Below are 17,603 nucleotides of genomic sequence, written 5' to 3'. Positions count from 1 at the left end.
AGAACCATCATGTTGCGCCGTCTCGTACTTCTGTCCTTCGCCCTGCTGCTGGCGGCCTGTTCGAGTAACAACGTGCAGCAGGACTTCGATGCCAGCCGCGACTTCGCCGCCTACCGCAGTTGGGCCTGGCAGGAGCCGGCCCTGCAATACCGTCCGGACGATCCACGGATCAAGAGCGACCTGACCGAGCAGCGCATCCGCCAGGCGGTCGCCGGCCAGCTCGACCAGCGTGGCCTGCGCCCGGTCCAGGGCAGTGCCCGGGCCGATGTGAAGGTGCGCGCCTACCTGATCGTCGAAGATCGCCAACAGCAGATCACCACCAACTACGGCGGCGCCTGGGGGGGTTACTGGGGAGGCTACTGGGGCGGGCCGATGTACAACGAGACCCGCAGCGTCGACTACAAGGTGGCGACCATCCAGGTCGACCTGTTCGACGGGCGTGACGGCAAGCTGGTGTGGCGTGGCAGCGCCGAGCAGATCATGAACAACTACCCGCCCAGCCCGCAGGAACGCAACGCGGCGATCCAGAAGACCGTGACCCAGGTACTGAGCAACTACCCGCCACATTGAGTCCCTGATCGCGGGGCAAACCCGCTGCCCCGCCCCTGCGATGCGCCGCTTGGGCGAGGCACTTCGATCAAGGCAACTTGCCATCACCTTGACTACACTCCTTGCACCGCCGCCGCGCTGCCGGGCCACAGGCCGGCAAAGGAGTGCCCGTGGTTCCCCGTTCCGTTGTGCGCCAACGCGGCGCGATCGGCCTGATGGCCGCGCTGACCATGGGCCTGGCCCTGGTGTTCATGCTCCTGACCGTCGACAGCGGCCGCCTCTACCTCGAACAACGCAAGCTGCAACGCATCGCCGACATGGCTGCGCTGGAAGCCGCCGAGCATGACGGCGCCTGCACCGGCAGCGGCCCGCAGGCATCCACCCTGGCCCGCACCGCCGCCACCCGCAACGGCCATTCGCCGCTCAATCCGCTGATCGCCAGCTGCGGCTACCTGCGCACCGGCAATGACAACCTGCGCACCTTCACTGCCGACAATCAGCGCAACGAGGCGATCAAGGTCGAGGTCAGCAATGTGGTGGTCACCAGCTTCGCCGGTGGCATCTACGCGCTGGTGCAGGGCGGTGCCATCGCCCGCACCACCACCCTGCGCGCCAGCGCGGTGGCCGCAAGCCCAGGGCCGCCCCAGGCAATGCTGAGCATTCGCAGCACACTGCTGCAGGTCAGTTCGATGCAGTCGGCCATTCTCAACGCCCTGCTGAAGGCCATCGGCGCCAGCACGCAACTCACCGTGCTGGGCTGGCAAGGCATCGCCGATACCCAGCTCAACCTGCTCAACTACCTCGACGCACTGTCTACCGAACTGGGGCTGAACCTGGGGGACTACCAGCAACTACTCGACTTCCAGACCACTGCCGAAAATCTGCTGAAAGTCGCCGTCAAGGTTCTGCAGCAAAGCGGCGCCGCCGTGGAGGTGACCGGCGATCTGCTCAAACTCGCCGCGGACCTGAAAGGGCCGATCACCCTGGGGCAGTTGCTCAACCTGCAGACCGGCACCGTCCAGGCTGGCCTGGACGCGAACGTGCAAGTGCTGCAACTGGTCCAGGCGATGATTCAGCTGGCGGCTAATCGACAAGCCGTGAATGCCGAGATCCCTATCACCGCACTGGGTTTGATCAATGGCCGCGTGTACCTGAAGGTGATCCAGCCCCCGCAGAACTCCGCCGTGGGCGACCCGCGCAGCGATGAGTTGCGCGTCCATACCGCACAGATCCGCGCGCTGGTATCACTGGACCTGCCCCTGCTGACCGGCATCGCCGGGTTGCTCAATGCCGTGCTGGACCTGGCGGCGCCCTTGACCAACGTGCTCAACAACCTGCTCAGCCTGAACCTGCTGGGCACCGTGCAGTCGCTGACCTGCGCCCTGGGCATCCCGTGCAAGGTCAGCGACATCAAGCTGCTGGACAGCCAGGTGCATATCGATATCGGCATCGAAGTGGCCGAAGGCACCAGCCGCTTGCCCCGGCCCCGCCCGACAACTACAGCTGCGCGCCCAAGAGCCTGACCACCCTCACCCAGCGCTCGGCAGCGAGGATCGCGATCGGCAAGTTCGACTCACCGGCCGAGTTCCTCAGCAATGGGCCTGACTTCGTCAAGGTACAGGCCCTGCCGGTCATCGATATCGGCACCAACGTCTGCAGCCGCCTGCTGATCCTGCCGCCCTCCTGCGGCACACGCGTGCCCTATGCCGGCGGCGGCATCGGCCTGCGGGTGGACACCAAGCTGCTCGGCAGCAGCCCGACGGAAAAACCACTGGTCTTCGCCGACGACCATGCACCGCGAAATATCGGCCAGGATCCGATGTTCCAGCCCATGGATAGCGACCAGGCCCAGGTGGTGGGCAGCCTGTCCGGCACACTTGCCGGTGTACATCTGGAAGCCTACAGGCCCACTGCCAACAGCGGCCTCGGCCAGGTGCTGGTGCTCACCGCCGGCCTGCTGGACGGGGTGAAGAACATCCTCGAGCCGATCATCAGGAACCTGCTCAGCCCCCTGCTCGATCCACTGGTGAACGGCTTGCTCAAGGTCCTGGGCATCGACCTGGCCAACGCCGAGGTCGGCGCCAACCTCAGTTGCTCCAGCGGCCACGCTCAGCTGGTGCAGTGAACCGGCAGCTCGATGCGAAAGCACGCGCCCTCGGGCGTGTTGTTCACCGTCAGCTCGCCACCCATCTGGCTGACGATGCCGTGGCTGACCGATAGCCCCAGGCCGGTGCCAACACCGGCCGGCTTGGTGGTGAAAAAGGGTTCGAAGATCCGCTCGTGCAGCCGCGCATCGATGCCGCCGGCATTGTCCTCCACCAGCAGCCACAGCCGTTCACCATGCAGCGCCTGGCGCACGCGGATCCAGGGCTGCGCCACCTGTTGCTCGAGCAAGGCATCGCGGGCGTTGACCATCAGGTTGATCAGCACCTGCTCCAGCTGGTCCTGATGCCCGAGCACTTGCGGCATCGCCTCGGGCGACTCGAGGTGCAGCGCCACGCCCTTGCCGCGCAAGCCCTCCTCGAGCAACCCCCGGGCGCCCTGCACCGCGCCCCACGCGGCGAAGCGCTCGCACTCGACCGTCGAACGCCGGCCATATACGCGCATGTGCTCGACCAGCCGGGCAGCGCGCGCTACCTGCGCCTCGATTCGGCGCAACTTGTCCTCCAGGTAGGCCGGATCGGCGGCGCCGTTCTCCAGGCGCTTGAGCGCATTGACCACCGCCATGCGCATCACGTTGAGCGGTTGGTTGATCTCGTGCAGCAGGCCGGTGGCCAACTCGCCGAGGGTGGCCATCTTGGCACCCTGCAACAGCTGCTGCTGGCTGCGCCGCACCTCGGTGTTGTCGCGGCCCACGGCCTGCACCTCGAGCAGGCGGCCTTCGCCGTCGAACAGGCCGCGGTCGGCCCAGACCCACCAGGCATGCTCACGGCCAGGCAACTGCAGGCAGATCTCCGCGCTGCTCACCGGTTGCTCGGGCGTCAGTGCCCGCAGGCGCTGAAGAAATGCATCGCGCTGGTCGGCGGACAACCATTGGCCCAGGTCGGCACCCTGCAACTGCTCGGGCGTGCAACCCAGGTAATCGGCCAACGGCCGGTTGCCGAACAGCACGGTGAGGTCCGGGCGATAGCGGCAGATCATCGCCGGCGAGTCCTCCACCAGCACCCGATAGCGTTCCTCGCTCTGGCGCATGCGCTCGGCGGCCTCGGTGGCTTCGCTGACGTCCAGCCACAGGCCGACCACTTCCAGCGGCTGGCCGAGGTCGTCACGCAGCAGTCGGGCCTCATCGAGCATCCAGTGGTAACCACCAAGGTGGTCACGCAGGCGATAGCGGCAACGCACCAGGCCATCGCGCAGCAGGCTGCGGGTGCGCTCCAGCCACAGCGGCCGGTCATCGGGGTGCACCGCCAGGCCCGGCTGGCGGGCGAGTTCGCCGTCGGCCTCCCAGCCCAGCAACGGCGCCAGGCTGGCACTGTAGAAATCGCCGTGCAGCGCGCCCTCGGCATAGCGTTGCACGTAGATCACCGCGGGTGAGCGGGCAATCAGGTTCTCCAGCCGCGCCCGGGCCGCGCCGGCCTGCTGCTCCTGGGCCTTGAGGGCGCTGATATCGAGCAGGAAACCGCGCAGTTGGCCGCCCCGGCCTTGACCGGCCCAATGGAACCAGCGCGGCGCCACGAGCGGGTCACGGTCCAGCAGGCGCACGCCCAGGCTCAATGCCTGCCCGGCACGGGCCTGGTCCAGGGCCAGCTGCGCCGGCTCGCGGTCGGCCGGGTGCAGGCGGGCAAGCCACTGGTCCAGCCCGACCCGGCCGTCGAGACCCAAGGTCGCGGCCAGGGCCGGGTCCAGTTGCAGGTCGCCATGCGCCGGCCACTCCCACCACCCCGCGCCCAACTGCTGCTGCAGGTCGTCAAGGTGATGGGCCTGGTGCTGCAGTTGCTGGCGGCGATGACGTACCAGCAGCGGCTCGGTCAAGCTGCGCACCAGGGCCATGGCCATGTCGACCGCAGGCACCTGGTGCGCCCCGGCGCACAACATCCAGGCCTCGGCCTCCAGCCCTTGCCGATAGGGCACCAGGAACAGCGAGGCACCTCCGCACAGAGCGAGCAATTCAGGGTCGTCGCGCACCTCGATCAGGGTCTGGGTCGGCCACTGGTCCAGTCTGTCCCGCAACCGACGGTCATCGGGCCAGGGCCAGGCATCGTCGCTACTGGCGAAGTGGCGCCAGCCGCCCGGTTCGCGCAGTACCAGGCGCAGCGCGGCCGCCTGCCAGTGCTCGGCGAGGCTGCGCAACTGCTCGCGCACCGTCTGCGCCAGGCGCTCGGCACCGCATTCGCGCAGGGCATGGCCGATCTCCCCGAGCAGCGGCCGCTGGCGATCCCAGCGCTGTTCGCGGAGCAGGTCGCCGATATCGAACAGTTGCAGCATCCAGCCCTGCTCGTGACGTTGCAGCCAGCCACGGGTATGCAGGGCGTGGCCCATGACCGTATGGAAATCCAGGTCCAGTGGCTGCCCCTGCCAGTCGGCGGGGTGGCCTTCGAGCACCAGCCAGCTGTGTCGCTCAAGGTAGTCGTGCACCCGCGCGCCAGCCTGGCCGGGCAATGCCAGCAGGCTGCGCAGCGGGCCGGCCAGGCGCAGCACCCGCGCCTGGTCGTCGAGCCACAGTTGCAGGCCCACGGCGGGTGTCGCCTCGGGCACCTGGGCGGGGGCCGGCGCGGCGAACCAGCGGTCGAACAAGCCACCACTCACAGTTGCAGGCTCGCCTGGGCCTGCAACCGCGCGGGCAGCTTGGGCACGTCACCGATCACGGGCAGCAACAGCGTCGGCAAGACGCGATTGAGGCGTTCGCGGGGATAGTCGATCACCACCGTCAGCACCTTGTCCGTGCCCACGGTAACCCGGGTATCGGTATTCACATTGAAGCCCAGCGCATTGGGCATCCACGCCAGTTGCTGGCCGATCACCTGGCGAGCCAGCCCCTGCACGTCCAGCTCGTAGGTCTGGCTGCTCGGGTCCACGGCCACGCAACGTCGCACCGCTTCGCTGCTGGCCTGGTTGAACGACTGCAGCATGAGCATTGGCAAGGCGTAGCTGACCAGGCCGTAGAACACCGCGAAAAACACCATGAATACCGCGACAAACTCGATGGCAGCCGCGCCTTTTTGTTGTCCCGCCGGGCCTGCTTTCATGTTCGCGTCTACCCTGACTGTGAGACCTGTCTGAAAGCATAGAACCGTTCAACGAATAGGGATGGCATTTTGCCAATGCAAAGCATTGTTCTCCTGCTGTGGCTTGCCTTGTGCACCGAACAAGATGTCCGTGAACGACAAATATCCAACGCCCTGACCCTGGGCGTCGCGGCGTGCGCCCTGGCCTGGCTGTTCGCCACCGGACGCAGCTGGATCGGCGCCGACGCCAGCGAGGCCGGCTGGGGCCTGGCCATCGTCATGCTGCTCACCCTGCCCGGCTACATGCTCGGCCGCTTCGGCGCCGGCGACGTGAAACTGATGGGCGCCCTGGCCCTGGCCACCAGCCCGCAGTACGTGCTCGGCACCTTCATCGGCGCCGGGGTCACCGTCCTGGCCTGGATGTTCGGCCGCCGGCGCCTGTGGACCCTGCTCAACCCCAAGGTGAAGAAGCGCCTGCAGGCGCTGGCCGAACAGGTCGGCGACAAGCAGCCCTTTGCCCCCTACGTGCTCGCTGGCTTCCTTCTGACAGCGGTATGGATCCAATAAGCGACCGAAGGGTCGGATTATGGAGTAGGACCGATGTACATAACGGCAAAGTGCGACTACTTTTCTAACTGCCAGAGCGTCTGGCCCGGGAGCAGGGCCGATACAACAGGGAGTTGATCGTGAACAAACCCGTCAGTGAGGTGAAAGTGCTGGTGGTCGACGACCAGCCAGTGATCGTCGAAGAGTTGTGCGAATTCCTCGAAAGCGAGGGCTACCGTTGTGTCCCCGCCCACTCCACCGGCCAGGGCATCGACTGCTTCAAGGCGGACGAGACCATCGGCCTGATCCTGTGCGACCTGCACATGCCCGAGCGCGATGGCATCGAACTGGTGCGCACGTTGAAGCAGATCGCCGGGCCGCAGCGCATGTTCGAGGCGATCATGTTGACCGGCCGCGCCGACAAGCAGGACGTGATCCGCGCCCTGCGCGAGGGCTTCGCCGACTACTACCAGAAACCCATGGACCTGGACGAGTTGCTCGAAGGCGTGCGGCGCCAGGAGACCGCGCTGCTGGAGCGGCGCCGCAACTTCCGCGAACTGGGCAGCCTCAACCAGCGTTTGCAGGAGCTGGCCGAGTCCATCGACGACCTCTACCAGGACCTGGAAAAAGCCCGGGGCCAGGGCGCCCATCGGCGCGCCAGCGATACCGAGGAAGGCGAGCCGGAGCTGCCGGCGGCGTTCGAGAAGCTGTCGCCGCGGCAACTGGAAGTCGCCCGGCTGGTGAGCAAGGGCAAGACCAACTACCAGATCGCCTGCGAACTGGGCATCACCGAGAACACGGTGAAGCTGTACGTGTCCCAGGTGCTGCGCCTGACCCACATGCACAACCGCACGCAACTGGCGCTGGCGCTGACCCCACGTTCTTCGCCGGTGCATCAACGCTTTACCACCCATTGAACTGCTGACGACCGCCAACTAGCGTTACTGGGGCTGCTGCGCACCCCATCGCCGGCAAGCCGGCTCCCACAGATTTGCGCAAACCTCAGGCAGTGCGCGGCCCTTGTGGGAGCTGGCTTGCCAGCGATGGGGCGCAGAGCGGCCCTTATCGTTTTGCTGACTGTATCAAGCTGTGCGCTCTCAATTGTTCGACGAACTGATCTTGGTCCAGCGGTAGAAATCCGGGATCGGATACTTGTAGCTGTCCAGCCAGCGCTGCATGGCCTGGTCACGTTCCTTGTCGGTCTGCACCTGGCGCACGCTGGACGCCTGGCGGTTGCTCGCCTGCACCTGCAACAGGGCTTCGGTGGCGGTCTGCGGGCGCGGCTGGCGCGGCGGGTCCTCGGCCAGCGCCAACAGTGGCGTGGCCAGGCAGGCGAGGACGATCCAGGGCTTGAACATGTTCACCTCCGCTCAGTTGATGGCCGCGGCCGGGGATTCGGTGGCGGCCAGCGGGCCACGCCCGTTGGCAAGAATGCGCTGCGCCCGGGCCTGGGCCTCGGCGAACTGCTCGGGCTTCAGGTGCAGGCGATTGACCAGGTCCTCCGCCTGGCGCCAGTTGTCCTGCACCAGCGACAAGGTCACCAGGTTGATGGCCGGCAGCGGGTTGTCGTCCTTGAGCTCGATGGCGGTGAGAAATTCGAAACGCGCCTGTTGGTGATTGCCCAGGTTCATCTGCACCACACCCAGGTCGTTGCGCACCTTCTCGTCGGTGGGCGCCAGCCGCGCCGCCCGTTGCAGGTTGCGCAGGGCCTGGGGGTCGTCACCACGGGCCGAGGCCAGTTGCCCCAGGCCGTGCTCGCCTTCGGCGGCCAGGCAACCGCCGAGCAGGCTGCGGTAGAGCGGTTCGGCCTCGGCGCGCCCGAGCAGGCGCAGCACCTTGGCCTTGCGCAGGCGCACCTGGTCGAGCTGATCGGGCAACTGCTCCAGGTGGGCCAGCCCGGCGTGCGGGCGACCTTCGCTGATCATCTGGTCGGCCATGTCCAGGCTCAATTGCTGGTCGGCGTCGGGCTTGCCACAGGTGCCGCCGCCGAGCAGGCGCGCCAGGCCTTCGGGGGGCTGCCCGGCGCAGCCGCTGAGCAGTAGCAGGCTGATGAACGTCAGGATGGCTTTCATTGTGCGTCTCCCCTATCAATGCCCGAATGTTCGATGCTTATGAACCCAAGGCCCGCGCCAGGGCGGAAAACCCTGGCCCGGCCAGAACGATGAGCAGGGCCGGGAACAGGAACAGCATCATCACCGCCGACATCTTCGCCGACATCTTCGACACCCGCTCCTGCAGGCCGGTCAGGCGCCGGTCATCAAGCAGTTCCTTGAGCGCCAGCAACGACTTCATCGAGCCACTACCCTGCACCAGCAGTTGCTGGAGGATGACGCAGGTGTCGATGAACTCGTCCACCGCCAGCAGGCGCGCGGTCTTTTCCAGCTCCGGGCCCAGGGCCAGGCCGGAATCGACCCGCTGCAACACCAGGCGCAACTCGTCGCTGATGTTCGGCACCAGGCTGCGGCCTTCCTGGGCCAGCACGCGCAGGGCCTGCTCCACCGCCAGCCCGGTTTCGAAGAGGATGCGCAGCAACGGAATCAGCAGGCTCACCTCCTCGGCGATGCGCCGCTGACGCCGGGCCGCCGCCACGACCAGCAGGCGCTTGGGCAACAGGTAGCCCGCGCCCAGCGCACAGAGCACCAGCACGCCCCAGTGCCCGCGGTTTTCCCCGGGCAGGCCATGGACCAACAGCAGCGCCACGCCCACCGCCAGCAACGGCAAGCCCAACTGCACGGCGGCGAACAGTGCGCGTTGCCGGCTGCGCCGCCAGCCCAGGCGGTCAAGCAGCGCCTGGGTCTCGCCGTCCAGCCGTTGCAGGCGCCGCCCCCAGGGGCTGCTGCCCAGCCACTGCAACCAGTCGCCCAGGCGCTCGTCACGGTCCAGCCGCCCCTGCAGGCGCCGCGCCACGCGCTGGCGAGCGCGCCACTGGCCGATGGCCTGCGCGGCCAGCAGGGCGAACGCGGCGAACAGGCACAGGGCGCTGAGCATCAAGGCCATGGTCACAGGCTCCTCATCATGCGCCACAGCACCAGACAGCCGACCGCCTGCATGACAAAGGCGAATAGCAGCATCATCTGGCCGCTGGCGTCGCGCCACATGGCCAGCAGGTAGGTGGGGTTGGCGAACAGGAAGTAGCCGACCATCACCAGCGGCAGCGCGCCGAGGATCCACGCGGTGATGCGGGTCTCGCCGGTCATGGCGCGCAGTTGCCGGTCGCCCTGCTCGTGTTCGCGGATCAGCTTGATCAGGTTCTCCATCAGTTCGCTGGCGTTGCCGCCGTGGCGCTGGTTGATGCGCAGCCCCAGGGCGAACATGCGCAGTTCGGCCTGACCGTAGAGTTCGGCGAACTCGCTGACGGCATCTTCCAGCGGCACACCGAGCTGCACGTTGCGCCGCACCCGCAGCATCGCCGAGCGCAACGGCTCGCGGGTGCTGTCGACGCCGCCGAGCACCGCCTCGTTGAGGGTGCGCCCGGCCTTGAGGCTGCGCACGCTGTAGTCGAGCAGGCCGGGCAACTGCTGGACGATCTGCTGCAGGCGCCGCCGGCAGCGCCAACTCAGGTACAGGTGGCCGAGCAGAGGCAGGCCGGCCAGCACCATCAGCGCCGCCACCCAGCCGGCCAGCACGCCGGCCAGTACGGTCAGCGCCAGCCAACCCAGCAACCAGGGCCGTGGGGAGAAATCGGCATGGACAAGCCCCGCCCGCTGCAACAGCGGGTCGAGCCAGTCACGCCGGGCCGTGCCGCTGCGCACGGCGCGGTAGGCCCGGCCCATGCGGTCGAGGATGCGCTCTTCGCCGCGCTTGTACAGGCCCAGGCGCCACAGCAGCAAGGCCATGCCCAGGCACAGGGGCGACAGGGCCAGCAGCAGCGGCCCCATCACAGCACCCCTTCGTGGCGCAGCTTGCCGCCGGCGGGGTTCGGCGCCTCGCGCAGAAAGCCTTCGCCACTGCGCCGGTCCAGGCGGAACAAGGTGTTGGTGACATACACATCGTCACGCACCCCGACCACTTCCAGCACCTCGCTGACGCAGCGCCGGCCATCGGCCAGGCGGGTCAGCTGGATCACCACGTCCAGCGCGGCGCAGATCATCTGCCGCAGAGTCTTCTCGGCAATCTGCCGGCCGGTCAGGCCGACCAGGGTCTCCAGGCGCAGCAAGGCGTCCTGGGCGGTGTTGGCGTGCACCGTGCTCATCGAACCGTCATGGCCGGTGTTCATCGCGGTCATCACATCAAGCACCTCGGCGCCGCGGATCTCGCCGAGGATGATGCGGTCGGGGCGCATGCGCAGGGCATTGCGGATCAGCTCGCTGGCCTTGATCTCGCCGTGGCCCTCGGCATTCGGCGGGCGGGTTTCCAGGCGTACCACATGGGGGTGGTGCAGCTGCAGTTCGGCCACGTCCTCGATGGTCACCAGGCGCTCCTGGGGCGCGATCATCTGGCTGAGGATATTGAGCAGGGTGGTCTTGCCGGTGCCGGTGCCGCCACTGACCAGGATGTTGCAACGCCGGCCCACGGCGCGTTCGAGAAAGTCGTAGATGGGCTGGTCGATGGCCCGGGTGGCCAGCAGGTCGGCGCTCTTGAGCATGTCCTGGCGAAACTTGCGGATCGACAGGCACGGCCCGTCCAGGGCCACCGGCGGGATGATCGCGTTGACCCGGCTGCCGTCGGGCATGCGCGCATCGACCATTGGCGACGACTCGTCCAGGCGCCGGCCCAGGGGCGCCAGGATGCGCTGCATCACCCGCTCGACATGGTGCGCGTCGATGAAGCGCAGGTCGGTCTGCTGCAGCAAGCCAGAGCGCTCGACGAACACCCGGTACGGGCCGTTGACCAGGATCTCGGTCACGCTCGGGTCGCGCAGCAGCACCTCCAGCGGACCATAACCGGTGAGCTCGTCGACGATCTCCTCGGCCAGGCGCTCCATCTCGTAGCGCGACAGGGCCAGGCGCAGACGCGCCACATAGTCACCCACCTGCTCGAGGACGAACTGCGCCAGCACCGGCCGCGCGCCCTCCAGCAGATTGCGGCCGCTGTCCTCGATGGCATCGATCACGTGCCGGTGCAAGGCGCGCTTGAGCGCCTGCGGGTCACTGGCCGCGTGTCGGGGCCCGCCAAAGGGTTCTTCGCTGATCATCGGTTGCCCCACAGCCGGCGCAGCCAGCTCTGGCCCGGCGGCGCCAGGTTTTCCGAGCGCCGCGCCAGGCGCTCGCCAAGCCCGCGCAGGGCCTGGGTAAGGCTTTCACGCGGGGCCAGTTCGAACAGGCTCAGGCCCTGGTTCTTGGCGTTCAGGCGCACTTCCGGGCTGTAGGGCATGACCTTGATCAAGGGCAGCCCGTAGCGCTTGGCCAGGGCCTCGGCATCCGGCGCCACCTGGCGCAGGTAGCGGTCCACCAGCAGGCTGGCGTGCTCGAGCTTGATGCCACGGTCGCGCCACTGCTCGAGCACATCCAGGTTGCGCCGGCAGTCGAGGATGTTCTGGTCGGTGTAGACGATCAGCTTGTCGCAGTGGCTGACGAGGGTCCGCAGCGCCTCGCTGTCGGCCTGCCCGGTGAGGTTCACGACGATGTGCTGGAAGTGCTGGCGCAGGGCGCCGAGGAGCATGTGCAGCTCGGCGGCGCTGGACTGTTGCAGGGCCTCGTCATTGTCGGCATAGGCGAGGATGCGCAGGCCGCCCTTGTCGCGGGTGAAGGCGCTGTCGATCAGGGTGGCGTCGAGCCGGCGCAGGTGGCGCAGGGCATCGCCGAAATGAAACGACGCCTCAAGGCCGAGCAAGGCCAGGCTGTCGCCGCGGGGCAGGCCGAGGTCGAGCAGCAGGGTCTGCTGCCCGCTCTCCTGTACCACCCGCGCCAGGTGGGTGGTGAGCAGCGCGCCGTCGGCGCCACGCTGGGCGCCGTAGAGCACGGTGAGGCCGCCCAGGCTGGGGTTGCTGGTGGCCGTCGGCAAGCGCTTGCCCAGGCGCCGCACCAGCCCCGCCACCTCGCTGGCGCGCGAGCCGTAGGCGACGAAGTCGCGGGCGCCGGCGCGCATGGCGTGCAGCACCAGCTGGTTGTCCATGCCGTCGCCGAGGGCGACGATGGCCAGCATCGGCTTGGCTTCCAGCAGGCCCTCGATCAACGCGCACTGGCCGATCAGCTGTTCGCGGTCCAGGCCGATGAACACCAGGTTGCTGAAGGTCATGTCGACCAGCGCCAGCAACTCGTCGAGGTTCGGACTGCTGGCGCCGATCACCTGCCCTAGCGGTGCCAACGCGCCCTGCAGCCAGTGCAGGTCTTCGTCGTTGCGGGTCAGGGCCAGGTAGGTCTGGTTCAGGCTTTCGCTCATTGGGACAACCCGCCACGGCCTTCGAAATTGCCGTTTTCCATGAAGAACAGGCGGCCCCAGCTGGGGTCGTAGGTGCGCAGCGCCTCACCCGGCAGCTCCGGCAGGCGCGCATTGGCGGCCAACGGCTGGACCAGGTGCGGGGTGACGATCATCAGCAGCTCGGTCTCTTCGCGGTTGAGCGCCGACTGGCGGAAGAACGCGCCGATGATCGGCAGGTTGCCCAGGCCCGGCATCTTGTCCACGGCCGAGCGTACGTTGCTGCTGATCAGCCCGCTGATGATGAAGCTCTCGCCATCGGCCAGCGAGATGCTGGTGTCGGTGCGGCGCACGCTCAGGCCCGGCACCTGGGTACCGGCGATGACCACCGCGTTGTTGTAGTCGAGCTCGCTGACCTCGGGCGCCACCTTGAGGGTGATGCGGTTGCGGCTGACCACGGTCGGGGTCAGCGCCAGGCGCACGCCGAACTCCTTGTACTCGATGGACACGTTGTCGCTGCCGCTGCTGGGCACCGGGATGGGGATCTCGCCGCCGGCCAGGAAGCTCGCGGTCAGGCCGCTGAGCACGGTCAGGCTGGGGCGGGCCAGGGTGTAGGCGAAGCCGCTGTTCTCCAGGGCGTTGATCATCGCCAGGAAGCGGCTGCTGCCGCCGCCCCAGACGATGTTGAAGACGTCGTTGTCGAGCGGGATGCCGGGCCGCACATCGGCGTAGGTCACCGGGTTGGTGCCGGTGGCGACGCCCGGCACGTAGCCGGGGCGCACCACGGTGTTGGGCACGGTATTGGGCGAGCCGATCAGGCTGTTGTTCGAGCCCTTGAAGAACAACCTAGCGCCGGCCTCCTTGTACTTCAGGCGGCGCACTTCGACGAAGCGGATATCGGCCTGCACCTGCACGGGCAGGTCCTCCTGGGCCGTGGGCAGTTGCGCGGCCTCTGCCATGTCGGCGCTGGCCCGGCCCTTGACGAACAGCATGGCGCGGTGCGGCTGGGCGACGCAGTCGGTCCACAGCATCAGGCTGGTGGTGCCCTGCCCCACCGCCGTGAGCAGCACGGCCCGCTCGCCGCTGGGCTGCACATCGGCCACCTTGGGCTCGCCGACCGCCGCCCGGGTGATGGCCACCGGCAGGCGCAGCTCCTGCTGCAGGCCCTGATCCATCTCGATGACCGAGGGCAGTTGGCCGAAGGCCGCGCAACCCGTCGCGGCCGCCTGCGCCGTCGGTGCGAGCAAGGCCAGGGCCAGCAGCGCCGGGGCCAGCCAGTTGCCTCGTGGAGTAACACGCAAAGAACTACGCATGGATCGCATCCTTGCCGGTTCAGGGAGTCTTGTTGTTGTCGCCGTTCTGCGCGCCACGGATGATCTGCATGGTCGGCGCGCCAGCCGCCGCGGCCGCCGCCTGGCTGGCCAGGGGCACCTGGGACAGCTGGCTGAAGCGGTAGAGGTTGCGGTTGGCCGTTTCCAGTTGCGGGCTGGCATCCTGGCCGGACCAGTACCCGGCCAGCAGCGGCTCGTCGGCACTGCGCACCGCCAGGCGCAGGGTCCCGGCCTGGGCCGCCAGCATCAGCCGGCTGGCCAGGGCCTCGGGCACAGCCAGGCCCACGGTGCGCACAGGGTTGCTGGCAATGGACTGCTGGTCGCGGCGGGCCTTCTGCTCTTCGGCGCTCTGGGCCGGACGCCCATCGTTGGCCAGGCCCGTCTGCTGGTCGACGCTCAGCACGCGCAAGGCCGGCAGCACGACCTGGGCGGAGGATTGCGGGTTGTTGTTTTCTTCACGCAGGAACAGCAGCACGTCGACATAATCGCCTGGGCGCAGTTGCCCGGCGGCACCTATCACATCGTCGATGGCCACCGCGACCGCCCGTTCGTGGGGGCGAATCATCCGCGCCAGGGGGCCGCCAGCCTGGAAACTCGACTCGTCGAGCCAACTGCCCGCAGCAAGTGGGCGGGCACTGCTGCGCCCGAGCACCTGGTCCAGTTGCTGGAAAGCACCGGCCGGCACCACCTGCAGACGTTCGAGGAGCACATCCTCCTCGCTCAAGGGGGTGTTGGCCGCGACCGCCCTGCGCAGGACCACGATGGGCGAGCGTGGGGGTTCCGGGGGCGCGGCGGGTACGACAGCGGCCGGGATGGCGGCCTCGCCGGGTGGGGTGAGAGGTGCCGGCGCAGGCTCGGGCGGACGGCTAAGGCGCAGACCCCAGTACCCCGCGAGCAAGGCCGCGAGCAGGAACAGGCCGGCGAGGATCATGGTCAGGCGACTGCTCATCTGCGCTCTCCCTTACGCCCGGGACCAATGATGGCAAAAAGTAACTATTTCGCTATTGGACGGTAGCTGAGGCGCAATCTTTCGCCATTACCTGTGCTGGTTTTTTCGAGCCACGAAATTGACGCACCGACAAAACAAAAACTTAGCGCCGCCAATTCCAACCAATACTTTTGGATTAATGCTTTTTTACATTTGCAGGCCGCCACGGCTTGGCGATGCTCTGATGGCAAAGGGGTATCACTTATCAAGCCCCTCCGACCGGCGCCCATCGAGCGCAAGGAGACGTGCCATGCTGCTGCAACAGATCCTCCTCCACGTGAAGACCTTCCTCCAGCGCAAGGACGGCGCCTCCGGTATCGAATACGCGGTCATCGCGGCCATGGTCGCCGTGGTACTGGCCGGCTTCGTCACACCCATCTCCACCGAAGTGTCGGAGATCATGACCAAGATCCAGACCGCGATCACCCAGTGACCGCACCGCGCCAGCGAGACGTGTAGTCCAACCGCCCGGAGCCAAGCATGCCGACCTCTTCCTTGCGTCAACAGATCCTGCTGGTGGACGACGAGGAGGAGGCCTTGCTGGAGCTGGCCGAGCTGTTGGAAAACGAAGGTTTCTGTTGTCACACCGCCACTTCGGTCAGGTCCGCCCTGCAACAGCTGACCCGCCACCCCGATGTCGCCCTGGTGATCACCGACCTGCGCATGCCCGAGGAAAGTGGCCTGGGCCTGGTCCAGCGCCTGCGCGAACATACCGCGCGCCAGCATTTGCCGGTGATCGTCATGTCCGGGCATGCCGACATGGACGATGTCAGCGACCTGCTGCGGCTGCAGGTACTCGACCTGTTCCGCAAGCCGATCTATCACGCCCGCCTGCTCGAGACGCTGGAGAACCTGTTTCCCAAGCCGTTGATGCAGGCGGTGAAATAACGCCGGACTTGGCACCGTACAACGCCCTTACAGAAGGCGCCGCTGACGCGGCGCATCGCCGGCAAGCCGGCTCCCACAAGGAAAGCGCTCGACCTGAGACGGTGCGCGGTCAGTGTGGGAGCCGGCTTGCCGGCGATGGGGGGCCACAGCTCCCCCTTACAATTGATAACTGAAACTCAGGTTCAGCCGTGGCCGCCGGTTGAAGCTGTCCAGCGCCATGTCCGACATCGGCTTGGCCACCTCCACCGCGATGTTGTAGTAGCGCATATCGCCAAAGCGCAGCCCCAGCGCCGCCGACGACATCTTCGAGTCGCGCACGTCCAGCGCGTTGAACCAGGCCCGCGCGGTGTCGAGCGCCACGTAGGGCTGCACGACCTTGAGCCAGCCAGTGTCGCGCCGGAAACTGTAGTTGAGCTCGTAGGCCAGCCCCCAGCCCTTGTCACCGGAGCCCTGGTCGCTGGGGTAGCCGCGCCCGAAGTTCTGCCCGCCGAACACTGCCCGCTCGCTGTCGGGCAGGCTGTCGTTGCTCCAGTAGGCCGCCGCCGACGCCACGCCCTGCCAGTTGTCGCTGAAGTTGTCGCTCTGCACGCCCGAGACCCGCAGGCGCAGGAAGTCCAGGTCGTAGTCGGCATTGGTGTTGGCGCCAAGGCGATCCAACCCCTGGTAGACACCGGCACTGATAATCCGCAGGCGGCGCGCCTCGGCCTTGCGCCAGTCGCCTTCGAAAGACAGCGCGCGGATGTCGGTCTCGCTGTCCAGGCGCAGGGGGAAGCCCACCACCTGGTAATCGATGCGGTCGTTGACCACGTAGAAGCGCCCGACCACCTCCAGCCATTCACTGGGCGAGGCGATCAGCGATTGGCTGATGCCCACCGAGTAGCGTTCGTTCTCGCGGTGCTGGGTCAGGTCGATGCCGTTGTCCAGACGGATGCGCGCCTTGGGGTCGCTGCGATAGCGCGAAGCCGACAACAGCAGCTTCGAGCCTTCGGCATCGAGGAACTGGCTGTAGTCGAGGCGGTAGTAATGCTCCTTGTCCTCGCCGGGCGGTACCAGCACGCTGGCGCTCAATTGTTCGGCGAAGCGGGTCTGCGCGTTGCTGCTGGCGCCCAGCAGCGCCTGCAGGTCGTCGCGGCTGCCGTCGTTGAGGCTCAGGGTGGTGGTGATGGGTTTGCGCGAGACCTGGGCGAGCAGGCGGGTCGCGCCGTCGGTGGTCGCCGGGGGCGGCACCTGGGCCTGGAACGTCACCCCGGGGATGCGCCCGGCCAGGCTGGTATAGCGCTCGAAGCTTTCGCGGGTCAGCGGACGCTCGGCTTTGAGCCGGTCCAGCAGTTGCTCCAGATAGGCCCGCGCCGCGCCGATATCACCCTCGATCTGATAGTCGTGGATGTAGCCTTCCACCAGCACCACGCGCACCCGGCCATCGGCGAAGTCCTGGGGTGGCAGGTAGGCGTATGACAGCAGGTAGCCGTCCTGCTGGTAGCGTTGGGTGAGGCGGCGGGTGGTCTCGATCAGCTCGGCGAGCGTGACCTCGCGCCCGATCACCGGCTGGAAATGCTCGCGCAGATCGCTCAGGGGGTAGACGGTGCCGCCTTCGAAACGCACCTTGCGCACCGCCACCCGGGTATTCATCAGCAACGGTGGTTGCCGCGAAGTGTCCACGCTGGGCACACGCAAGCCGGGCTGGTCGGGACGGTAGGCATCCACCGGCAGGTTGGGCGTGGGCAGGCGGCGTTCGGTCTCGTTGCTGTTGAGGAAACTCGGCAGGGGTTCGCCCCGGGCCAGGCAGGCTGCGGACAGCCCCAGCATCGTCAGCAGCAATCGGCGCATTCGGACACTCCA

General features: G+C 67.4%; 18 protein-coding genes. 7 read left to right on the top strand and 11 right to left on the bottom strand.

The features are described from left to right. Positions 1 to 9 precede the first annotated feature (9 nt). From LOY42_RS03920 to LOY42_RS03910, 3 genes are all read left to right on the top strand, one after another. Complete coding sequence (locus LOY42_RS03920; RefSeq protein ID WP_023630953.1) at positions 10 to 570, top strand: DUF4136 domain-containing protein; 561 nt, start codon at positions 10 to 12, stop codon at positions 568 to 570. 149 nt (positions 571 to 719) lie between these two features. Then, the gene (locus LOY42_RS03915) at positions 720 to 2,072 is read left to right on the top strand and encodes a pilus assembly protein TadG-related protein (protein ID WP_258599827.1); all 1,353 of its coding nucleotides are present in this window, start codon (positions 720 to 722) and stop codon (positions 2,070 to 2,072) included. 173 nt (positions 2,073 to 2,245) lie between these two features. Then, positions 2,246 to 2,674, top strand: a complete 429-nt coding sequence (locus tag LOY42_RS03910) for a hypothetical protein (protein ID WP_258599825.1) — start codon at positions 2,246 to 2,248, stop codon at positions 2,672 to 2,674. On the opposite strand, the gene LOY42_RS03905 is transcribed toward LOY42_RS03910, so the two are convergent. Both LOY42_RS03905 and LOY42_RS03900 read right to left on the bottom strand, forming a co-directional pair. Further along, positions 2,659 to 5,295: a PAS domain-containing sensor histidine kinase gene (locus LOY42_RS03905; protein ID WP_256659232.1), complete on the bottom strand. Its 2,637-nt coding sequence runs from the start codon at positions 5,293 to 5,295 to the stop codon at positions 2,659 to 2,661. The genes LOY42_RS03910 and LOY42_RS03905 overlap by 16 nt on opposite strands. Continuing rightward, positions 5,292 to 5,735 carry a TadE family protein gene (locus LOY42_RS03900; protein ID WP_023632045.1) on the bottom strand — a complete coding sequence of 148 codons (444 nt, stop codon included), beginning with the start codon at positions 5,733 to 5,735 and terminating at the stop codon, positions 5,292 to 5,294. The genes LOY42_RS03905 and LOY42_RS03900 overlap by 4 nt, the downstream gene beginning before the upstream one ends. 75 nt (positions 5,736 to 5,810) lie before the next feature. Here LOY42_RS03900 and LOY42_RS03895 point away from each other — a divergent pair, with 75 nt between their 5' ends. Further along, positions 5,811 to 6,281, top strand: coding sequence for a prepilin peptidase (locus tag LOY42_RS03895; RefSeq protein ID WP_038706832.1), 471 nt, complete (start codon positions 5,811 to 5,813; stop codon positions 6,279 to 6,281). A gap of 113 nt (positions 6,282 to 6,394) precedes the next feature. Then, positions 6,395 to 7,177, top strand: coding sequence for a response regulator transcription factor (locus LOY42_RS03890; RefSeq protein ID WP_219730482.1), 783 nt, complete (start codon positions 6,395 to 6,397; stop codon positions 7,175 to 7,177). A 180-nt stretch (positions 7,178 to 7,357) separates the two neighbouring features. Here LOY42_RS03890 and LOY42_RS03885 read toward each other — a convergent pair whose 3' ends face one another. From LOY42_RS03885 to cpaB, 8 genes are read right to left on the bottom strand one after another with little or no spacing between them, the layout of a single operon-like run. Then, positions 7,358 to 7,618 (bottom strand): DUF3613 domain-containing protein, encoded by a 261-nt coding sequence (locus LOY42_RS03885; RefSeq protein WP_139668435.1) that lies wholly within the window; start codon positions 7,616 to 7,618, stop codon positions 7,358 to 7,360. Positions 7,619 to 7,630: 12 nt separating this feature from the next. Next, positions 7,631 to 8,332, bottom strand: a complete 702-nt coding sequence (locus tag LOY42_RS03880) for a tetratricopeptide repeat protein (protein ID WP_139668434.1) — start codon at positions 8,330 to 8,332, stop codon at positions 7,631 to 7,633. Positions 8,333 to 8,369: 37 nt separating this feature from the next. After that, entirely contained in the window at positions 8,370 to 9,257 is an 888-nt protein-coding gene (locus LOY42_RS03875) for a type II secretion system F family protein (protein WP_102684812.1), read from the bottom strand. A gap of 2 nt (positions 9,258 to 9,259) precedes the next feature. Then, positions 9,260 to 10,141: a type II secretion system F family protein gene (locus LOY42_RS03870; RefSeq protein WP_198754750.1), complete on the bottom strand. Its 882-nt coding sequence runs from the start codon at positions 10,139 to 10,141 to the stop codon at positions 9,260 to 9,262. Beyond that, positions 10,138 to 11,394 carry a CpaF family protein gene (locus LOY42_RS03865; protein WP_038706838.1) on the bottom strand — a complete coding sequence of 419 codons (1,257 nt, stop codon included), beginning with the start codon at positions 11,392 to 11,394 and terminating at the stop codon, positions 10,138 to 10,140. The genes LOY42_RS03870 and LOY42_RS03865 overlap by 4 nt, the downstream gene beginning before the upstream one ends. Continuing rightward, on the bottom strand, positions 11,391 to 12,581 hold the full coding sequence (locus tag LOY42_RS03860; RefSeq protein ID WP_258599822.1) for a pilus assembly protein: 1,191 nt from the start codon (positions 12,579 to 12,581) through the stop codon (positions 11,391 to 11,393). Before LOY42_RS03860 ends, LOY42_RS03865 begins: the two co-directional genes overlap by 4 nt. Then, positions 12,578 to 13,870, bottom strand: coding sequence for a type II and III secretion system protein family protein (locus tag LOY42_RS03855; protein WP_258599821.1), 1,293 nt, complete (start codon positions 13,868 to 13,870; stop codon positions 12,578 to 12,580). Before LOY42_RS03855 ends, LOY42_RS03860 begins: the two co-directional genes overlap by 4 nt. A 19-nt stretch (positions 13,871 to 13,889) precedes the next feature. Beyond that, on the bottom strand, positions 13,890 to 14,837 hold the full coding sequence (gene cpaB / locus LOY42_RS03850; protein WP_258599820.1) for a Flp pilus assembly protein CpaB: 948 nt from the start codon (positions 14,835 to 14,837) through the stop codon (positions 13,890 to 13,892). A 289-nt stretch (positions 14,838 to 15,126) separates the two neighbouring features. Between cpaB and LOY42_RS03845 the strand changes: the two genes are divergently transcribed. Together LOY42_RS03845 and LOY42_RS03840 are read left to right on the top strand one after the other, a co-directional pair. Next, positions 15,127 to 15,309: a Flp family type IVb pilin gene (locus LOY42_RS03845; protein ID WP_111533356.1), complete on the top strand. Its 183-nt coding sequence runs from the start codon at positions 15,127 to 15,129 to the stop codon at positions 15,307 to 15,309. Positions 15,310 to 15,356: 47 nt separating this feature from the next. Then, on the top strand, positions 15,357 to 15,764 hold the full coding sequence (locus LOY42_RS03840; RefSeq protein WP_046854132.1) for a response regulator: 408 nt from the start codon (positions 15,357 to 15,359) through the stop codon (positions 15,762 to 15,764). 156 nt (positions 15,765 to 15,920) lie between these two features. Here LOY42_RS03840 and LOY42_RS03835 read toward each other — a convergent pair whose 3' ends face one another. Continuing rightward, positions 15,921 to 17,591: a ShlB/FhaC/HecB family hemolysin secretion/activation protein gene (locus tag LOY42_RS03835; RefSeq protein ID WP_111533354.1), complete on the bottom strand. Its 1,671-nt coding sequence runs from the start codon at positions 17,589 to 17,591 to the stop codon at positions 15,921 to 15,923. Positions 17,592 to 17,603: the final 12 nt, after the last annotated feature.

It is taken from the genome of Pseudomonas sp. B21-023 (genome assembly GCF_024749165.1).
Classification (GTDB): domain Bacteria; phylum Pseudomonadota; class Gammaproteobacteria; order Pseudomonadales; family Pseudomonadaceae; genus Aquipseudomonas.
The sequence above is the reverse complement of the archived record's forward strand: the minus strand, read 5'-3'. Positions and strand labels throughout refer to the sequence as shown.